General features: G+C 63.8%; 9 protein-coding genes. 5 read left to right on the forward strand and 4 right to left on the reverse strand.

Going from position 1 to position 21,426, the window contains the following annotated elements:
• Positions 1-135 precede the first annotated feature (135 nt).
• The 4 genes from metF to metK form a co-directional block, all read right to left on the reverse strand.
• Positions 136-990: a methylenetetrahydrofolate reductase [NAD(P)H] gene (gene metF / locus JN531_RS09035; RefSeq protein WP_436233315.1), complete on the reverse strand. Its 855-nt coding sequence runs from the start codon at positions 988-990 to the stop codon at positions 136-138.
• A gap of 2 nt (positions 991-992) precedes the next feature.
• Positions 993-1,415: a GNAT family N-acetyltransferase gene (locus JN531_RS09040; protein ID WP_228348543.1), complete on the reverse strand. Its 423-nt coding sequence runs from the start codon at positions 1,413-1,415 to the stop codon at positions 993-995.
• Positions 1,416-1,423: 8 nt separating this feature from the next.
• Complete coding sequence (gene ahcY, locus JN531_RS09045) at positions 1,424-2,866, reverse strand: adenosylhomocysteinase (protein ID WP_228348544.1); 1,443 nt, start codon at positions 2,864-2,866, stop codon at positions 1,424-1,426.
• A gap of 110 nt (positions 2,867-2,976) precedes the next feature.
• On the reverse strand, positions 2,977-4,197 hold the full coding sequence (gene metK / locus JN531_RS09050; RefSeq protein ID WP_228348545.1) for a methionine adenosyltransferase: 1,221 nt from the start codon (positions 4,195-4,197) through the stop codon (positions 2,977-2,979).
• Between the two features lie 352 nt (positions 4,198-4,549).
• Between metK and JN531_RS09055 the strand changes: the two genes are divergently transcribed.
• The 5 genes from JN531_RS09055 (at position 4,550) to JN531_RS09075 (ending at position 21,389) form a co-directional block, all read left to right on the forward strand.
• On the forward strand, positions 4,550-5,632 hold the full coding sequence (locus JN531_RS09055) for an OmpA family protein (protein ID WP_228348546.1): 1,083 nt from the start codon (positions 4,550-4,552) through the stop codon (positions 5,630-5,632).
• A 174-nt stretch (positions 5,633-5,806) separates the two neighbouring features.
• Positions 5,807-7,336, forward strand: coding sequence for a TolC family protein (locus tag JN531_RS09060; RefSeq protein ID WP_228348547.1), 1,530 nt, complete (start codon positions 5,807-5,809; stop codon positions 7,334-7,336).
• A 4-nt stretch (positions 7,337-7,340) separates the two neighbouring features.
• Complete coding sequence (locus tag JN531_RS09065) at positions 7,341-9,488, forward strand: ATP-binding cassette domain-containing protein (RefSeq protein ID WP_228348548.1); 2,148 nt, start codon at positions 7,341-7,343, stop codon at positions 9,486-9,488.
• A 1-nt stretch (position 9,489) separates the two neighbouring features.
• On the forward strand, positions 9,490-10,665 hold the full coding sequence (locus JN531_RS09070; RefSeq protein ID WP_228348549.1) for a beta-barrel domain-containing protein: 1,176 nt from the start codon (positions 9,490-9,492) through the stop codon (positions 10,663-10,665).
• 662 nt (positions 10,666-11,327) lie between these two features.
• Complete coding sequence (locus tag JN531_RS09075; protein ID WP_228348550.1) at positions 11,328-21,389, forward strand: tandem-95 repeat protein; 10,062 nt, start codon at positions 11,328-11,330, stop codon at positions 21,387-21,389.
• Positions 21,390-21,426: the final 37 nt, after the last annotated feature.

Raw genomic sequence — 21,426 nt, forward strand, 5'->3', positions numbered from 1 at the left:
TGACGGGCAAACCCAAATTGCGCCAGAGTTTCAAGGTGGGCTCGGCCTGGTTCAGGGTGTAGAAGTAGCGACGCGCGCCACCGCGCGAGGGGCCCCGTAGGGGATCGCGCGCAGGCGAAGCCGGCGCTGTGCACTTCAGATGACGGGCAAACCCAAATTGCGCCAGAGTTTCAAGGTGGGCTCGGCCTGGTTCAGGGTGTAGAAGTGCACCCCCGGCGCTCCGCCCTTCAACAGCGTTTCGCACAGCCGGCTCACCACTTCCAGCCCGAAGGCCTGCACCGACGCCTTGTCGTCGCCGTAAGCCTCAAGCCGCAGACGCACCCAGCGCGGCACCTCCGCGCCACAGGCTGCGGAAAAGCGCAGCAGCTGGGCCGTATTGACGATGGGCATCACGCCTGGAACCACCGGTACCTGCAGCCCTGCCTGCGTGCAGCGCTCGACGAAATCAAAGTAGGCATCGGCGTTGTAGAAGTACTGGGTGACAGCGCCATCGGCACCCGCCTGTACCTTGCGAACGAAATGCCTGAAGTCCGCCGCAGGATCGGTCGCCTGCGGGTGGACTTCGGGATACGCCGCCACCTCGAGCGTGAAGTGGTCACCATGCTGCTCGCGAACGAATGCCACCAACTCATCGGCATAGCGCAGCTCACCAGGGGCGGCGTTACTCAGGCTGGTGGCAGGCAGGTCGCCGCGCAATGCCACGATGCGGGTCACGCCGGAGTCGCGATACTGTTGCAGCAACTGAGCGATTCGAGCCCGGCTGGAGCCGACGCAGGTGAGGTGGGGCGCGGCCTCGATGCCGGTGCGGCTGGCCACTTGGCGGACCGCTTCAGCGGTCCCGTCCTGTTCGGAGCCGCCCGCGCCATAGGTCACGCTGAAGAAAGCCGGTTTGACGGCTGCGAGGTCGTCAATCAGCGACGGCAACTTCTCCCAACCGACCGGCGTTCGCGGCGGGAAAAGTTCGAACGAAAAGTGCAGATCGCTGGGCACGCTCACAGGCGTTTCTCATAAAAGTGACGGTCATGACCCTCACTGAAATTGCGGATGCTACCGAAGCGGCTGAACCCCAGCTTCTCGTAAAAGCGGGGGGCCTGGAACTCGAACGTGTCCAGAAAAATGCCACGGTAGCCCTTGTCTCGGGCGGCCTGTTCGGCGGTTCGCATCAGGGCAGAGCCCAGGCCGCTGCGGCGGTAGGGCTCGGTGACCACCAGAATGTCAACGTGCAACCAATAACTGCGCCACTCGCCGAGAAGGCCGCCGATCAGGCGGCCCTCCGGGTTGTGCGCGGCCAGTCGGAAGCGGTCGTAGGGCGCGCGGCCGATGAACTGCTGGTTGTAGTCCTTCAGCAGTTCGATGATGGCATTGGCGGTCGCATCCCCGCTGTCGTCCAGCGGGGCAATAGCCCAGTCCGACATGTGCGGCCTCAGTAGCGGTAGTGATCCGGCTTGTAGGGGCCTTCCACCGGCACGCCGAGGTAATCGGCCTGCGCCTGGGTGAGTGTGGTCAGCTTCACGCCGATCTGCTCCAGATGCAGTGCCGCCACTTCTTCGTCGAGCTTCTTCGGCAGGCGGTAGACGGCCTTGTCATAGGTGTCCTTGTGCTGCCACAGGTCGATGGCGGCAAGCGTCTGGTTGGAGAAGCTGTTGGACATCACGAAGGCCGGGTGGCCATGGGCGCAGCCCAGGTTGATCAGGCGGCCTTCGGCGAGGATGTAGATCGAGCGGCCGCTGTCGGTGAAGGTGTAGCGATCGACCTGTGGCTTGATCTGGTCGCGCTCGGCGCCGGAGGCGTTGAGGCGGTCCATCTGGATCTCGTTGTCGAAGTGGCCGATGTTGCAGACCAGCGCGTTGTTCTTCATCGCCTTCATGTGCTCGAGGGTGATGATGTCCTTGTTGCCGGTGGCGGATACATAGATGTCCGCAAACGGCAGCACGTCTTCGATGGTCTTCACCTCGAAGCCTTCCATCGCCGCCTGCAACGCATTGATGGGGTCCACTTCGGACACGATGACGCGGGCGCCGAGGCCCCGCAGCGAGTGGGCTGATCCCTTACCGACATCGCCGTAACCGGCGACGAACGCCACCTTGCCGGCAATCATCAGGTCGGTGGCGCGCTTGATGCCGTCAGCCAGCGACTCGCGGCAGCCGTAGAGGTTGTCGAACTTGCTCTTGGTGACCGAGTCGTTGACGTTGATGGCGGGCACCAGCAGCTTGCCCTGCTCGAACATCTGGTAAAGCCGGTGCACGCCGGTGGTGGTTTCTTCCGCCACCCCGCGCCAGTCCTTCACCACGCGGGTCCAGAAGCCCGGGCGTTCCTTGGCAACCCGCTTCAGCAGGTCCTTGATGACCTTTACTTCGTGGTTGTCGGAGGGGGTATCGACCCAGGTATCGCCCTGCTCCAGTTCGTAGCCCTTGTGGATCAGCAGCGTCACGTCGCCGCCATCGTCGATCACCAGTTCCGGACCGGTGAGGGTGCCGTCGGGCAGGCGATGGGTAACGGCATCCAGTGTGCAGTCCCAGTACTCCTCCAGCGTTTCGCCCTTCCAGGCGAACACCGGCGTACCGGCGGCGGCGACTGCGGCGGCAGCATCGTCCTGGGTCGAGAAGATATTGCAGGACGCCCAGCGGACATCGCCGCCGATGGCCTTCAGGGTTTCCAGCAGCACCGCGGTTTCCTTGGTCATGTGCAGCGACCCGGTCACGCGAACGCCCTTCAGCGGCGCCAGCGGCGCGTACTTCTTGCGGATGGACATCAGACCGGGCATTTCCTCCTCGGCCATGCGGACGCGCTTACGTCCAAAGGCGGCGAGGTCAATGTCCTTGACCTTGAATTCAGGGGCCAGCTTGAGCGGGGTGGGGGCATTCATGAGGGGACTCCGTTATTCGATGCGGCATTATATCCGCTTATACGGATACAAGGATAATTGTGCGGGATGTGACAAAAAAGGCCGCACAGGGCGGCCTTTTCGGAGGGGTGTCAGCGGGCGTCCGCCGCGAGTGCTTCGGCTCTATCCGTCTTCTCCCAGGGGAAACTGGTGAAGGTCTCGGTCTTGCGCACCTTCTGGCCGTTCTCGACGACATCGAAGGCGTAGGTCATCTCCGCCGGCTGGCGGCCGAAGTGACCATAGGCGGCGGTGGCTTGGTACATCGGGTGCAGCAGGTCGAGCATTTTCGAGATGGCGTAGGGGCGCAGATCGAAGTGGGCCCGCACCAGCTGTTCAAGGCGCTCGTCACTGACCTTGCCGGTGCCGAAGCTGGTGACGTAGATCGAGGTGGGTTCGGCCACGCCGATGGCGTAGCTCACCTGGACTTCGCACTTCTCCGCCAGGCCAGCGGCGACAATATTCTTGGCGACGTAGCGGGCAGCATACGCCGCCGAGCGGTCCACCTTGGAGGGGTCCTTGCCGGAGAAGGCGCCGCCGCCGTGGCGGGCATAGCCGCCGTAGGTGTCGACGATGATCTTTCGTCCGGTCAGGCCGCAATCGCCCACCGGACCACCGATGATGAACTGGCCGGTGGGGTTGATGTGGAACTGGGTGTCCTTGTGCAGCAGCTCGGCCGGGAGTACCTGTTTGATGATCAGCTCCATTACCGCCTCACGCAGCTTGGCCTGGCTGACGTCGGGGTCGTGCTGGGTCGACAGCACCACCGCATCAATGGCGGTCGGCTTGCCATCGGTATAGCGCAGCGTGACCTGACTCTTGGCATCCGGGCGCAGCCACGGCAGCTGCCCCGATTTGCGGGCTTCGGCCTGGCGCTCGACGATGCGATGCGACAGCTGGATTGGCGCCGGCATCAGCACGTCGGTCTCGTTGCAGGCGTAGCCGAACATCAGGCCCTGGTCGCCAGCGCCCTGGTCTTCGGGCCGCGCTCGGTCGACGCCCTGGGCAATATCCACACTCTGCTTGCCGATGACATTGAGCACGCCGCAGGTGGCGCCGTCGAAGCCAACCTGGGAGCTGGTGTAGCCAATGTCGAGAATGACCTTGCGAACCAGTTCTTCCAGGTCGACCCAGGCGCTGGTGGTCACTTCGCCGGCGACCACCGCGATGCCGGTCTTGACCAGCGTCTCACAGGCGACGCGGGCGTACTTGTCCTGTGCCAGCAGGGCATCGAGTACGGCATCGGAAATTTGGTCCGCCACCTTATCCGGGTGGCCTTCGGAAACGGATTCGGAGGTGAACAGGTACTGGCTCACGGGCGGGACCTCAATCAGTGGGGTGGGGCAGCAGGGTCGGCATGATGCCGCAGAAGGATCGCCGGAGTGTGACTGCCGACGGTTTAATCCGCTTATGCGGATATGCAGATAATAGCAGTGCGGCAGCGCTGGCGCCATCCCGGTGCCGTGCACTGGCGGAGTCGGCGGTCGCCGCGCTCGACCCTACAGTTCAGTTTCGGTTCATCGCCGCCGGGCACCATGGGGTCCATCGCGGTACGGGTGTGCCATTTTGTCTCGACGACTCATGTAGCATAATGGCGATGCTCGCTTTAATAACTCGGCGCGGGAGCCGATCTTTACAAGCGTTTCGCTTTCTCAGGGGAAATCACTAATGTTCAAGTTCATGTCGTCCGCAATTGCTGTTGGTGCGGTGTGTCTGGCCGGTGCGGCGCACGCCGCTGAGCCCTACGCCCTGCGTCCGTACTTCGAGATTGGTCCGAAGTTCATCTTTTCCGATGATGACCGTATGACTGACGACGGCACCGGCTTCCATTTCGGTGCGGGCGTTCCGCTCCATCGCTATTTCGGCCTTGAGCTGAACCTCCACCATTCCTGGTTCGATGCCGACGGCAGCGTTGGCAGCGTCGACTGGAAAGAGCGTGGTCTTGAAACCAATGCGCTGTTCACCTACCCGCTGTCGCATGGCTGGGTGCCCTACGCCTCCATCGGGATCGGTCTTGCCGAGTCGGATCTGGACGGCGTCGGCGACACGCTCGACACCACCTATTCTTACGGTGCCGGTATCTTCAAGTACTTCAACACGCTGGGTGCCCGCCTGGACGTGAAGTACCGCGAACTGGACTTCAACGACAGCCTCGGCGGTAGTGGTGTGGCGGGCGGCGCTGGGCAGCGGCTTGAAGATCTGGTTGTGCGCCTTGGCCTGGTGATTCCGTTTGGTGATGCGCTGGAATACGGCCCCAAGGCCGCGCCAGTTGCCGCCGTGGTGGACAGCGATGGCGACGGCGTGCCCGACACGGCCGACCTCTGCCCCGACACCCCGGCCGGCACGGAAGTGGATGCCAAGGGTTGCCCGAAGGCGCAGGAAATCGGCGATGCCGAACCGGCCGCTGCCCTGCTCGACGAAACCGTCTACTTCGAATTCGACAAGTCGGACCTGACCGCCGCCGCGCGTGCCAAGCTCGACGCGATTGCCGCTGCCATCGCCGAAGCCGGTGATGCGGTGCTGTCGATCAAGCTGGCCGGCCACACCGACGAGATCGGCACCGATGCCTACAACCAGGCGCTGTCCGAGCGCCGTGCCGGTTCGGTGCGCGACTACCTGAGCCGCAAGGGCATCGCCGCTGACCTGCTGTCGCTGACGGCCTACGGCGAAACCCGCCCGGCGGCCAGCAACGACACCGAAGCCGGTCGTGCGCAGAACCGTCGCGTCAACGTCGAAGCCACCAAGCGCTAAGACGGTTGCTGTTTCAACCCCCGTCCCGGCTCTCCGGGGCGGGGGTTTTTTGTTGGGGCGTCGCGTCTCGGCCATCACCGGGCCGACGTGTGATAATGCCGCGCTGACACGGTGGCATGGCCGGAATCGCCGGCCTGCCCACGCTTATTCAACCCGAGTAGCAGACCCTTGCCCATGATGGACCTGACCTCGCGACGCATCGTGCGACTGTCGCACCGTGACGCGTTGAACTGCCTGTTGCCGTTGGCGCTGGCCCTGTGGGTCGCCGGCTGTGCTGCGACGCCGGACAGCCCGCCCCAGACCGTATTGCCGATGGGCGACGAGATGCCGGCCACGGTATCGGCCGACGACGCGTTGCCGGTCGCGGCGCCACCCGCGAACGCTTCTTCTTCAGGTGCGCCGGATCAGGCGTCGCAGCAGCAGTCGGCCCCGCTCGATCTCAGCCTGCCGCGGGCCGAGCGCGAGTTGGCACGGCTGCCGCAGGCCCCGGACATGGGAGATCGTCCGGCAGCGCTGGATCTGGGCGATGCCCTTGGCATCGTCTGGCAGCGACACCCGCGGGTGCAGCAGAGCGAGCGTGCCCTCGAGGCCACCAATTTCGACATCAGCGGGGCCCAGGCCGGCTACTACCCCTACCTCGCGCTGCAGACCGAACAGCGTGACGATGGCGAGAACACCAGCATCGTCCGGGTGGTGCAGCCCCTCTGGAACGGCGGCCTGACCGGCGCCCAGGTCGAGATCTCGCGGTCGCAGCAACTGGCCGCGCTGGCGGAACTGAATCGGGTCCGATTGGAACTCGGGGTCAATACTGCCGAGGCCTATCTCAGCCTGGCTGCCACCAGTGAGCTGGACCAGCAGTGGCGCTCGTACATCGGGGCCCTCGAAGGCCTGCTTGAATTGATCCGTCGGCGCGCTTCGCAGGGGGTTTCCCCCCAATCGGACGAGCAGACCGTGATGACCCGACTTAGTCAGGCGCGGGCCAGCGCCCAGGCCAACCGGGCCTTGCTGGTGTCGGCCCGTACCCAGCTGGCCAGCCTGATCGACCTCGCGCCTGAGCGGGTGGAATGGCCGGACCAGCGCCGACTGTTGAGCGACGCGGAGCTGCGGGCGGTGGGGCGCGTCAACATCGAAGCGCATCCGCTGCGACAGGCGGCGCAGGCCGCGATTCGCCAGCAGCAGGCCACGACACGCGCCAGCAAGGCTGGCCTGTGGCCGCAACTGGCATTCGAGTACCGGCGCCAGGTCGACGGCTTTGTGGTCGACCCCAACAACGATGATGCCGCGCTGCTGGTGATGCAGTACCAGAGCAACAATGGCCTGCAGGGCTATCGGGCCTACCAGGCCGACCTCGCGCGCACCGCGTCGGCCGAAGCCGCGTTGACGGCCGCCATTCGCGATGTCAATTCCGCCATTGAAGTGGCGCGTGCGGAACGGGCCTCGGCCCTGATGCAGATCGACGCCCAGGTGGCTGCCGCCGAGTCGGCGCAGGCGCTGGTCGACAGCTTCCGCCGCCAGTTCGAGGTCGGCCGCAAAAGCTGGTTGGAAGTGCTCAACGCCCAGCGTGAGGCCAACGATGCGGTGTTGCAGGCCATCAGCGTGCGCCGCAGCCTGTGGTCGGCCAACGCTCGACTGGCGCTGCAGGGGCTGTTCTGGCGACGCCTGTCCGAGCAGGCGCCGGCGATAAACGTGATTCAGGAAGATTGACCGAATGAGTGAAGCCAAGGCCCCGCTGATCGGGGACGCGCTGGCCGCGCAGGCGCTGTGTGACATGGCGCAACGCCGTGGGCTGCATGCCTCGCTGCGGGAGGCGCAGCAGGCTTGGCAGGATGTTCACGGCGAAACGGCCGAGAAACGACTGGCGGCGGCCTGGCAGTGGCTGTTCGCCGGGCATACGGTTGAGCGTGTGCCGGTGCCATTGGCATTCGATGCCCAGATGCCGGCCTGGGTCATTGTCGACGGCGCAGTCGGTATCGTCTCGCGGCTTCGTGGCAATGATGAGGCGATGAAGATCGATTGGCTCGGCGTTGCACCCGAGCGGCAACCGGAGGTCATGGAGCTTTGGGTGCCGGTCTCTCCCAGCCTGGCATCGGGGGACAAGCTGTCGCACGCCCCCCGCCGCGGGCCGGCGACCGAGGCCATCGTGGCTGCGCTCAAGGCCCACAAGCCGGCGCTGTTGAACGTCGGCGCCGCGACGGTTGCCATCAACCTCATTGCCATCGTCTCGTCGCTGTTCGCCATGCAGGTGTACGACCGGGTGGTGCCGAACTTTGCCTACTCCACACTGTGGGTGCTGGCCAGCGGAGTGCTGATCGCTTACCTGTTCGACCTTTTCTTCAAAGGGTTGCGGGTGAAGATGCTGGAGGCGGTGACCATGCGCCTGGACGAAGCATTGTCGCTGTACTTCTTCGAAAAGGTCATGGCGTTGAAGTCTGATCGCCGCCCGTCCCGGGTGGGGTCGCTGGTGGCGCAGGTGCGTGACTACGAGGCGATCAAGGGTTTCTTCACCTCCTCGACCCTGTTCGTGCTGGCCGACTTGCCGTTCATCTTCCTCTTCATTGCCCTGATCGCCCTGATCGGAAAGGCGGTGGCATGGGTGCTGGTGTTGTTCGTGCCGTTGTGCCTGCTCATCGGTCTGGTGGTCTACAAACCGATGGCGCGCCTTCAACGTGAGCAGAACGACGAAATCATTCGTCGCCAGGGCGTGCTGTTCGAAGCTGTTTCGGGAGTCGACATTATCAAGTCGCAGGGCGGTGAGCCCAACTTCAGCGATGTCTGGTTGCGCTCCACCCGGGAAACCGCCAAGCGCAGCGAGAAGCTGCAGATGCTGACGGCACATGCGCAGAACGTTACCTCGTTCTTTCAGCAGATCGCCTACGTCAGTATTCTCATCGTCGGGGTCTACGAGATCGAGCGCGGCGTACTCACCATGGGCGGCATGATCGCCTGCGCCATCCTGTCGAGCCGTGCGCTGGGCACTACTTCGATGATCACCCAGCTGTTGCTGCGTTGGCATCACGCCAGTTACGCGCTGCAGGTGCTCAACGAACTCCTGTCCTGTCCGTCGGATGATGACCCCAGTCGCCAGGCCAATGCGCATGGCGTGCCTCTGGATCTGGTGGTTCAAGACCTTAAATATGGCTATGAGGGCGCGCAGTCCGCCCAGCTCGCCGTGCCCAAGCTCGAGATCAAGGCCGGCGAGCGGATCGCGATCCTGGGCCGCAATGGTGGCGGCAAGAGCACCTTGCTGAAGGCGCTCGCCGGCTTGGGCACCCCTGCTGAGGGTGAAGTCAGGCTTGCCGGGCTCGACCTGCAGCACTGTCGCCCGAGTTGGCTTCGCCGGGTGATCGGCTATCTGCCGCAGGACGTGCGGCTGTTCTCCGGCACCCTGCAGGAGAACCTCACGCTCGGGCTACCGCTGCCGGACGAGGCGGAGATTCATGCCGCGCTTGAGAAGACAGGGCTTATCGACGCAGTCAAGCGCCACCCCCTGGGCTTGGGGCTGCCGATCCGTGAGGGCGGCTACGGGCTTTCCGGCGGCCAGCGGCAGCTGGTCGGGCTCACCCGCCTGGTGCTGCAGGACCCTGACATCTGGCTGCTCGATGAGCCGTCGTCGAGTCTCGACTCCAATGCAGAGGAGCGGGTGATTCGCCTGTTTCAGGAGATGTCGCGAGAGAAGACCCTGATCTTCACCGCGCACCGCCCCAGCTGGTTGCCGCTGGCAGATCGTGTGCTGATCCTCGAAGACGGCGTGATCAAGGTCGACACGCCGGCCGACCGCGTGCGTGCGGTGCAGGCCAAGACTGCCAATGCCGCGGCCGCCAACACCGGCCCCGTGATTACCACCGGAGCTGCGTGACGTGAAGATCGAAGAACGCTTGTTCGCGCGCGCCGAGCCGCTCGATCTCGGTCGCAGCCACTATGTGTTGTGGGGTCTGTTGCTGTTTATCGGTGTGTTCTGCGCCTGGGCCACCTGGGCCCACCTTGAAGAGCAGATCCGTGCACCGGGGACGGTGATCGTGTCCAGCCGGTCGCAGGTGGTGCAGGTGGTGGACGGCGGCGTGCTGCAGAAGCTGCACGTTCGCGAAGGCGATACGGTACAGGCCGGCGACCTGCTGGCCGAGCTCGACCCCGAGCGCTTTCAGGCCAGTTCGCAGGAAATCCGCACCAAGGTGGCCAGCCTGCAGGCCAACATGGAGCGCCTGGAGGCCGAGCTCGAGAACCGCCCGCTGCGGTTTTCCGCCGAAGTGCTGAAGTACCCCGATATCGTCCAGTCCATGCGCAACCTCTATGACCGCCGCCGCGAGCTGCAAGAGGAAGAGCTGACCGCCCTCGAGCGTTCGTTGTCGCTGTCGAGCCAGGAACTGGAAGCCCTCGAGAATCTCGCCGCCACCGGCGATGCCTCCACCAGCGAGGTGTTGCGCATGCGCCGGCAGGTGAGCGAAATCCGCGGCGAGATCACCAACAAGGCCAATGGCTACCGGCAGGAAGCGCAGTCCGAACTGGCCAAGGCGCGTGCCGAAATGGAGCAGGCCGAGCAGGTGCTGATCCAGCGCGTGGGCGCGCTCGCAGCAACCAAGCTGTATGCCCCGATGACCGGCACCGTGAACAGCGTCAAGTCCACCACCATTGGTGCGGTGATGAAGTCGGGCGACGAGCTGCTGCAGATCGTGCCATCCGATGACCCATTGCTGATCGAAGCCAAGGTCACGCCCAGGGATGTCGCCTTTGTCCGCCGCGACCTCAAGGCCAACGTCAAGCTCGACCCCTACGACTACACCGTCTACGGCTCCCTGCGGGGGCATGTCACCTACATCAGCTCCGACACGCTGGAAGAAGACACGCCCAAGGGCAAGACCACCTACTACCGTGTGCATGTGCAGATCGACGAATTTCCCGACAAGCGCGGTGATGAGATCGATGTGCTGCCCGGCATGACCGCGACCGTCGAGATCATCACCGGCGATCGTTCGGTGGCCCAGTACCTGCTCAAGCCGCTGCGGCGGATCAGCAGCGAGGCGCTGGTCGAACGGTAAACGGGTGGCGACGCGTTGAGGGCTGGCATCGATATTGCTGTTGGTGTCGCATGACCGCATTGAGTCGATCTTGTCCGCCGTTGGCGCCGCCGTTGCGCGAATGGACCTCACCTGGGCGCCGCCACCAGCCGCGGCCGGTGAATGGTGAATGCCCCCCGCCCATCGAGCGTGGGGCGTGGCTTCAGCGCCTGTATGCACAAATGGCTTGGCCTCCGGGCTGCGATGTCGGTCACATTTATGGTGACGAATCACCATATAGGGGGTTGACCGGCAGGGGCGGCGCGGTTGAAGGTGGCTTATGGCTCGAAACCTCGTGCCGTAATGGCTTTCCGGCCCCGGCGCTGCACCACGATGGCGCCGATCCGGCAGGCCATGGTGAACAGAAAGTGTGCAGACCCGGAATGTTCATGCGCCACCGCTGTGCATCCGGTGGCTCCGGTCGGCTGACAGTGGTCGGTGACGGTCTGAGCAAGCCGGTTCAGGTATCGCCCCGAACTGCCTGTGTATTCAAGGAAAATTAATGCGAATCTTTGTTGAAAGGGCTGAGGGCATTTGCTAGGCTCGCTCCCAAATAGGGGCACCGTCACCACGTTGTTCTATTGTTTTTGCTCGTTCCACACTCCGGCGCGACGCCGGGCATGTAATCACGTAGGGGATTAAAGATGGCGAAAGAATCAAACGGCCGTGCGGATGTTGGTGTGCGTACTGAAGACACCAACACCATCAAAACGCAGGCCGAACAGGCATTGCTTGCTCAGCAGGCGCTCGAGGCTGAGCTGCTGAAGCAGAAGCAGGCTGAAGACGCCCTCCTCGCCAAGAAGGAGGAAGAGGAAGAAGCCGTCGAAGGTGAGCAGGAAGCCGCCCCCCAGGAGCAGGCCGCCGCTGACGCTTCGGAAGAAGTCCCCTCTGAAGAAGCTGGTTTGACCTCTGTCTTCGCCGATCAGGCCGAAGGCGCAGAAAACGTGATGGTTGCCCAGTCCGGAACGACGGCCAGCGATGCTGGCGGTGCCGCTGACACCGGCTGGGGTCTGGGAACGTGGGTTGCCATCGGCGCTGGCGCGACTGCCGCCGTGGCCTTCGCCCTGAGTGGCGATGACGATGACGACGACAATGCTGCCCCGGTTGCGACGAACGTCACGCTGACCACCGCCGAAGATACCGTTGCATTCGCCGGTCAGCTTCCCGCGACCGATGCCGATGGCGATACGCTGACCTACACCATTGACCAGGGTCCGACCGCGGCACAGGGCACCTTGAACCTCAACCCCGACGGTTCCTTCACCTTCAGCCCGGCGGCCAACTTCAATGGCCCGGTGACCATCGACTTCACCGTCACCGATCCGAGTGGCGCCACCTCGTCGGCGACCCTGACCATCAACGTGACGGCCGTCAATGACGTGCCGGTCGCCGTGAATGGCAATGGCTCGGGTGCTGAAGATGCTGCCATCTCCGGCTCGCTCGCCGGCCTGGTCAGCGACGTCGACGGCGACACCCTGACCTTCGCGCTGAACGCGCAGGCGACCAACGGCACGGTCACCGTGAACAGCACCACCGGTGCTTACACCTACACCCCGAACGCCAACTTCAACGGTAACGACAGCTTCACCTTCACGGTGAGCGACGGCAACGGCGGCACCGCCACCGCGACCGTGAATCTGACCGTGACCCCGGTGAACGACGCCCCGGTTGCAAGCAACCTCACCGTCAGCGCCACCGAAGACCAGGTACTCAACGGCAATCTGCCGGCCGCTACCGACGTTGACGGCGACACCGTCACCTACGCGCTGAACACGGGCGCCGCCAACGGCACCGTCACCGTCAATGCCAACGGCTCGTTCATCTACGTGCCGAACGCCAACTTCAACGGCGCGGATGCCTTCACCTACACGGTGAGCGACGGCAACGGGGGCTCCAGCACCTACACCGTCAACGTCAATGTCGCCAACGTCAACGACGCACCGGTCGGCGCCAACGGCTCCGCAACCACCAACGAAGACGTCGTGCTCAACGGCACCCTGCCGGTGGCCACCGACGCCGACAACGACACGCTGACCTACGCGCTGGCCACCGGCCCGGCGAACGGCACCGTCGTTGTCAACGCCAACGGCACCTACACCTACACCCCGGCTGCCAACTTCAATGGCAGTGACGCCTTCACCTTCACGGTGAGCGACGGCAACGGCGGCACGGTGACCTACACCCAGTCCATTACCGTGGTGTCGGTCAACGATGCCCCGGTGGCGCAGGACCAGACCCTGCCCGCGATTGAAGACACCGTGTTGGCCGGTTCGGTCAGCGCGACCGACGTTGATGGCGACACCCTGACCTTCTCGGTTGCCGGCGGCGGTGTCACCGCCCAGGGCGGTCAGGTGGTCATGCAGCCCAACGGCAGCTTCACCTACACCCCGGCCCCCGGCTACGCCGGTCCGGATTCGTTCACCTACACCGTGAGCGATGGCAACGGCGGGACCGATACCGCGGTCATCACCCTCAACGTCGAAGAAGTGGACGAAGTCTTCACGCCGGGTATCGACATCTTCAACGGCAATGCCGGTGACGAAGTCTTCGTCGGTGCCAACAACAACCTGAACGCTGGTGACAGCGTCAATGGCGGCGGCGGCAACGATGTCGTCACGCACTCGGTGGATGGCGGCCTGCTGAACGTTTTCTCCGGCTTCATCTTCAACGATGTCGATGTTTTCGCCATCACCTCCGACTCGCCGCTGGCCGCAACCAGCACCTACGACCTGTCGAGCTCCGGCCCGATCGGCATTCTGCGCGTCGAGAACAGCACCGATAACGTCGTGCTGAACAGTGCCGGTGCAGGCGCGACGGTGGCGAACACCACGTTCCTCGAAATTCTCGATCAGACCAGCACCACCACTGACGTGTCGCTTGATATCCGCGATATCGACGTGACCGGTGCCAACGACTTCGTCGACGTGACGGTGCGCAGTGCCACCAACGCTGGTGATGCGCTGGACGACCTCAACATCGATTTCGCGGTCGAAACGGTCACCATCCACACCGATGGTCCGCTGGCCGTGATCATCAATGATCTCAACACCGATCTCGGCGGCGCCGCCGGTTCGGGCGCCGTCAACCTGGTGCTGGATGCGCAGGATGCCGCGCTGACCATCACCGACGTGCTGACCGCGAACGTCAAGAATGTGGACGGCTCGTCCAGCGACGAGAACCTGACCTTCTCGGTGGCCGCTGCCAACGGCAACACCACCCTGGTGGGCGGTACCGGCAACGATTCGATCACTGGCAGCGCCAACGCTGACAGCGTGACCGCAGGCGACGGCAACGACACCTTCAACACCGGTGCGGGCAACGACCGCATCGACATGGGTGCCGGTAACGACGTCGTCAATTTCACTGGCGCGGGCAACGTGTCGGTGCAGGGCGGCGACGGCAACGACACCATCAATGCCGGTACGCAGCTGACGGTGGCCGACACCATCACGGGTGGTGACGGAGCCGACCTGTTGAACGTGGGCGCCAACAACGGCACCAACGATCTCAACAACGTGACGCAGGTTGAGCGCATTCTGCTCGCCGACATCAACGGCAACTACAACTACACCGTCGGCGTCAATAGCGCTTTCGCTCAGGACAGCACCGGTGTTGAAGTCGACGGCAGCGCGCTTGACGCGGGCGAATCCCTGAACTTCAACGGCTCCAACCGTGGTACGGGTCCCTTGACCCTGATCGGCGGTGACGGCAACGATACCCTGATCGGCGGTGCCGGCAACGACGTCATCGTGGGTGACGGCGACAACGGCAACAATAGCGGCGGCGACGATGTCCTTCAGGGCGGCAACGGCGACGAAGAGTTCCGTTTTGATGGCGGTGAACTGACCGCTGCTGATCGTATTCACGGCGGTTTCTCTACCGATCTCGTGGGCACCAACCGTGGCAATGACACGATCACGCTGATTCAGGATGGCGTGAACCTGGTGGGTGGCCGCGAAGTGTTCGTGATGGACCTCGACGCCAATGCGTCGATCGAACTGGTGAAGGTGGAAGACGGCACCAACGCTGCTGGCAGCCGCATCACTGACCTGACCGTCGTTGCGGGTCATGATCAGGCGCTGACCAACGTCGACGCTACTGATCTCGACAGCAACGAAGCGTTCGATTTCGATGCTTCAGCGGTGGTCAACGGCAGTCGCTTCAGCGTGACCTCGGGTGCGGGTGCTGACACCCTGACCGGTGGTTCCGGCAACGACACCATCCGCGGTGGCGCAGGCAACGACGCCATCATTGGTGGCGCCGGTGTCAACCAGCTGTTCGGCGAAGACGGCAATGACACGCTGACCGGCGGTGCGTCCAACGATACGCTGGACGGCGGTGCGGGCAACGACAGCGTCGACGCCAGCCAGGGCGGCAACGACAATGTTGCGCTGGGCGACGGCAACGATTACGCCAACTTCGGTGCGACCGGCCTGACCAACAACGGTGGCGACACGGTTGCCGGCGGCGACGGCACCGACACAGTGGAATCGGCGCACAACACGCCGAACAGCATCACCGATGGCGCGTTCGCCAACTTCAGCAGCGTCGAAGTGCTGAACCTCACCGGCAATGCCAACTCCAGCACCACGCTGGGTGCCAACGCCCAGGCCGGCGGTATTCGTACCGTCAACCTGAATGGCGCCGGCAACGACGTCCTTAACGCGGGTGGTTTCACCGCTGACCTGCTGGTCAATGACAACGGCGGTGCCGGCAACGACACCATCACCACCGGAAGCGGTAACGACACCGTCGTCACCAGCCTGGGTGATGACAGCCTGGTGCTGAACAACGGCGACGACGTGGTGCAGATCAGCGGCACCGATCTGACCTTCGGCGATTCGATCGCTGCAGGCGCCGGTTCCGACAAGGTGATCATGGACAACAGCGGCGGTGCGGTTACCGCCGGGGTGAACCTGAACAACGTCACCGGGTTGGAGCGCTACGAGTTCAGTACCAATGGTGATCGTTTCGTCGGCGTCGATGCCGACAATAACTCGCTGACCTTCACCGGCGGTAACGTCCTGACGGTCAACACCATCACCATTGACGCCAGCACCCTGACGGATGTCAACGACAGCTTCACCGTCACGCTTGACGGCGGACAGCTCGATGCCGACTTCCGCTTCGAGGTCTTTGGTTCCGCGACGACCGACACCTTCGTGAAGGACAACGTTGGCACCAACAACAACATCCTGTTCGACGCCGGCAATGGCAATGACCGTCTGGTCATCCATGGCGACGACCTGGGTTCCACCATCACCATGATTGGTGGCGGCGGCGTGGATGCCATCCAGCAGACCGGTGGTCTGATTGACGACGACGGTTACGACAACGTCACCGGCGTCGAGCAGCTCATCGCTGGCGGCGTGGGTGACCGCGTGAACGCCACCCTGGGTGCTCAGGCTCAGGCCAGCGGCCTCAACACCATCATCGGTGGCGCACAGAATGACGTCGTCACCTTCGACGCCGCGTTCACCACGGCGACCACGGTCGACCTGCGTGCCGGCGCCACCGGTGGTAACGACTCCATCAACGCTGGCATGACCACGGCCCTGATCACCTTCCTGGGTCAGGATGTCGACTTCGATGCCAACGACACCCTGGTGGGCGGTACCTCCACCGGTGATGAAGTGCGCATCAGCGCGACCGGCGGTGCAGCGGATCTCACCAACAGCACCAACGTGGAAACCATCACGATTCTGGATGACGTTGCCAACGGTGCCGATACGTCACTGCTGATCGACACCAACTTTGGTGACGTCAACGGTCAGAACTTCCAGCTGATCGACGCTTCCGCGCTGGACTTCAACGAAGACTTCGTGCTCACGGCCACCGGCAACATCCACCTGGATGTCAACAGCGGCCTGGGCAACGACACCATTACCACCAACACCGGCAACGACTCGATCGACGGCGGTGGCGGCAATGACGTGATCAACGCCGGTTCCGGCAACAATGTCGTCAACGGCGGTGCGGGTAACGACTCCATCACCGTTGGCAACGGCAACGACTCCGTTGACGGGGGTTCGGGCAACGACACCATCTTCGGTGGCAACGGTCTCAACACCCTTGTCGGCAATGATGGCAACGACGAAATCACCGGCGGTGTCGACGTCGATGTGATCGACGGCGGAACGGGCAACGACCAGATCTTCGCAGGCCGTGGCAACAATGCCGGTGCCGGTGACACGCTGACCGGCGGGGCCGGGGCTGACACCTTCTACTACGTTGAACGTGCTGACAGCTCCACCTCACTTTCCGGCCGTGACACCATCACCGACTTCCAGACCGGCTCCGATGTCATCGACTTCCGGTATGTGACCGAAGCCGTGGCGCAGTACGGCGCAGGTGCGCTGATCAACTTCTCGGGCAATGCGGCGGACTTCGCCACGGCCCAGGGCGCGATCACCTCTGGCGACAACGTGCTTGATGTCGTGTACCAGCAGGACAACAACGTCCTCTGGGTCGACCTCAACGACGACGGTGTTCTCAACGGCAACGACCTGCAGATCATCCTGTCGGGAGTCAACACCCTCACCGGTGCTGACGTCCTGTCCGGTCTGACGGTTGGCCAGACCGTGATCACCCCGGGTGCGAACATCGTCGGGACCATCCTCAACGAGACCTTCACCTTCGATCCGGCCTTCGGCCCCGGCGACACCTTCACCCTCGACGGTGCCGGCGGTTCCGACACCATCGTCATCGACGGTCAGGACATCAGCACCTCGTCGCTCAGCAACGTTGAAGTGGCGCGTATTGGTGATGGCACGGCAGCAGGCGCGGATACCGCCACCATGACGCTGGCACAGCACAATGCCTTCACCGACATCGAAGATGACGGCGTCGGCGCTGCCAGCGCCATCACGCTGACCACCGGCGGCACCCTGGTGGGCGACGCCGACGTGGGCAGCTACCAGCTGGCCAACGCCGCGACCGACTTCACCCTGGGTTCGACCACGCAGAACGTCACCGGCGGTAACGGTAACGACATCATCCGTACCGGCGCCATCGACGATGTCGACGGTGTCATCAACGGTGGTGCCGGCATCGATACCCTGGTGGTTGACAGCGGTGACGACCTCACCGGTGCCACCGTCAGTGGCATCGAGCAGACCCTGGTCACGCTCTCAAGCATCACCATCACCGCTGCACAGCACGGCGCCACCAACGGCACTGGCACGCTGGGCATGATCGTGGACGCTGGCGATGTGCTGCCGAACACCACCGACACCATCACCATTTTCGATTCCACCGCGACCGCTTTCCCGGGCGTGGGCATTACCGGAATCGCCGATATCGAAAGCTATGTGCTGTCGGCTGGTGATGACATCTTCACGCTGGGCGCGCTTGGTCAGAACGTCGATACCGGCGCCGGCACGAACACCGTGAATGCCATCGCAGGTGCCCTCACCGGCACGCTGGGCGGCGTCGGTGTTGACACCCTCGTTACGGTGAACGGCACCAACATCAGCGGTGCCGATGTCACTGCAGTGGAGACGATCGAAATCAACAATGGCGTCACCATGACCGCGGCGCAGCACAACGCGGCCAACGTGGTGGATACGGACGCCAGCAACGACGCGGTGCTGATTTCCACGGTGGGCACGATTAGTGCCGCTGCCAACATCGAGAATTACAACCTCGATAACTTCGGCGTCCCCGGTGGTAGCAGCACGATCAACGTCAACGCGGCGACGACCGGCGTCAACATCACCGGCTCGGCCAACCTCGACGGCAGCAATGTCAATGTCGGTGGCCTCACCGTTACCGGCGCGTACACGCTGTCGGGTGCAATCGGTGACACCCTCACCGCCAGCAACGGTGCGGACATCACCGGCGTCAACGTCGGTGGTGACACCACGGCGGAAACCCTCAGCCTGACCGGCGGCATTACGCTGACCCAGGTGCAGCACGAAGCCTTCGGTGACATTTCCGCCATCGGCGGCGCTGACAGCGCCACGGTGGAAGGGGCCGGTCTGGTGACGGCTGATGCCGACGTCGAGACCTACAATGTCTCCTCCACTGGTGCCAACACTGTCGCTGTCAACGCTGGTCTGACCAGCGTCGACATCAATGGCGATGCGGCCAACCCGACCACGGTCAACGTGGGTGGGCTGACGGTGACCGGCAACTACGCGCTGGCCAACGGTGCCGATATCCTCAACGCGACCGACGGTGCCGACATCTCTGGTGTGAACGGCGGCGCCGACACCACCGCGGAGACCATCACCGTGCTGGGCGACGTCACCATGACGGTGGCGCAGCACAATGCGGCAGGCACGCTGAATGGCCTTGGCATCGCTGACGAAATCACCCTGGCGGATGCCGGTGTGCTGACGGGCGACGCCTCGGTTGAGACCTACGAGTTGGCTGATGGCGTCGGCAACGTGTTCACCTTCGGCGCCAGCTTCCAGAATGTCTTCACCACGGGCAGCAATAACGACGTGGTGCAGACGGGTGGTCAGGCAACCCTGACCGGCACCTTGGATCTGGCGGCCAACGCCGGCGCCCCGAATGACCAGCTGGTGGTCACCGGTGGCGACGTCGACTTCAGCGCGCTCAATGCCGGTGGCGAAACCACCGCCGAGACGCTGGATCTGGGCAACTTCAACGCCACCATGACCGAGCAGCAGCATGACGGTTTCACGCAGCTGGACGCTGCGGGGGCTGCCAACACCATCACCCTGACCGCTGCCAATGGCGACGGCCTGGTGACCGGTGACGCCGATGTCGAAACCTACGTCCTGAACGACGCCTTCACCTTCACGGTGGGCGCGGCCGGTCAGAGCGTGACGGGCAACGGTGGCAATGACCAGACGGTGATCGTTGACGGTCTGACCGCCACCGGCACGCTGGATGGCGGCGCTGCGGGCAACGACACCCTGGATCTGCGCAATGGCGCAGACATCAGCGGTGCGACGATCAGCAACTTCGAGAACCTGATCATCACCGGCGCGGTGTCGATGACCGAATCGCAGTACGAGTCCTTCGGCACCATCACCGGCGGACCCGGCACGTCCATCACCATCACGGTGTTTGATGGTGACGGCGTGCTGAGCATCGGCAACAACGTCGAGACCTACACCTTCCTCGACACCGGCACGGTGAACGTGCTGGCTGGCGCGGAAGCGGTCGACATCAACGGTACGGCTGCACAGCCGCTTGCCGTGAATGTCGGCGGCCTCACGGTGACCGGTGACTACGCGCTGGCCGATGCCACCGACGTGATCATCGCCACCGCAGGTGCTGACATCTCCGGCGTCAACAGCGGCGCGGCCACCACGGCCGAGCTGATCAACGTCACCGGCGACGTCACCATGACGGTGGCGCAGCATGCGGCCTTCGTCGCGGCCAACGGGATCGATGCGGCTGGCCCGACAGACCAGATCACTTTGGCCGACTCCGGCACGGTGGATGCGGATGCCGACATCGAAACCTACGTGCTTGGCGCGCTGGGTGGCAGCCTGCTGAACGTCGATGCGGCCGGTACGGCGGTTGACGTGACTGGCACGGGTGGCAGCGACGTGATCAATGTCGACGGCCTCACGGTGACCGGCACGTACAGCCTGGGTGGCGCGGCGGATGAAATCACCGCCACCACCGGCGCTGACATCTCCGGCGTTAACGGCGGCGCGGCCACTACGGCCGAGCAGTTGAACCTCACCGGGATCATCACCATGACGGTGGCGCAGCACACCGGGTTCGGCACGGGCAACATCGTGGCCGGCGGCGGCGCTGACGAGGTGATCCTGTCTGACGGTGGTGTGGTGGTGGTTGACGCCGACGTCGAGCAGTACACGTCGGCCTTCGGCGGCACCTTCAACTTGTTCGGCGACAGCGCGACGGCGACCAATGTCACCAGCACGGCCGCAAGCGCGGATATCATTTCCGCAGGTGGTCAGGTGCTGACCGGCACGTATGATCTGGGTGCCGGCAGTGACCAGATCGTTGCGCAGGGCGGGTTCGACATCACCGGTGCAACGCTCACGGCGATCGAAAGTCTCCGCCTTGACGGTGCCGGTACGTTCACCATGACTGGCGATCAGTACAACGCCTTCACGGCGGGTATCACGGACCTGGGTGGGGACATCCAGACCATCGTGCTGACCACGGCGGCGGCGGGTGTCGTGACGGCTGATGACGATGTCGAGAACTTCACCCTGCAGGGTGGGGCGGACAGCATCACCTTTAGCGGTGCTGATGCGATCCGCGGTGGTCAGAGCCTTGACCTTACGGTTGATGCGACGGCTGACCTGGTGCGCATTGACAACGTCACCATCGACGGCGGTATCGACAGCGCGCTGCTGATCCAGAACTTCGCAACCACGCAGGATGTGCTGCAGATCGGCGCTGGCGGTGGCGGTACCGATCAGGAGTTCTTCAACGTCAACGCGGCGCCTGTCAACATCATGGCGACGACCGATATCATTGAGTTCACCGACGCTGGCGCGGTGGATTTGACCGATATCTCCGACGGTGGCGCGGTAGAAAGCCTCATCGCGGATGTGGTCGCCAGTATCGATGCGGGCACCTTCACGGTGGCGGTTGAGTCGGACAACGGTGTCGGTGTCTACCAGTTCACGCTGGCTGGCAACGCTGCCGACCTCAACACGGCGGGCTTCTCGCTGGAGCACATCGCGACCTTGGTTGGCACGACCACCACGGCTGGCGGTGACATCGTGGTGTCGTACGACAACGTGTAATCGGTACTGAAAGCGCCGGGCCCCTCGGGGCCCGGCC

It is taken from the genome of Flagellatimonas centrodinii, from assembly GCF_016918765.2.
Taxonomy (GTDB): Bacteria; Pseudomonadota; Gammaproteobacteria; order Nevskiales; family Nevskiaceae; genus Polycyclovorans; species Polycyclovorans centrodinii.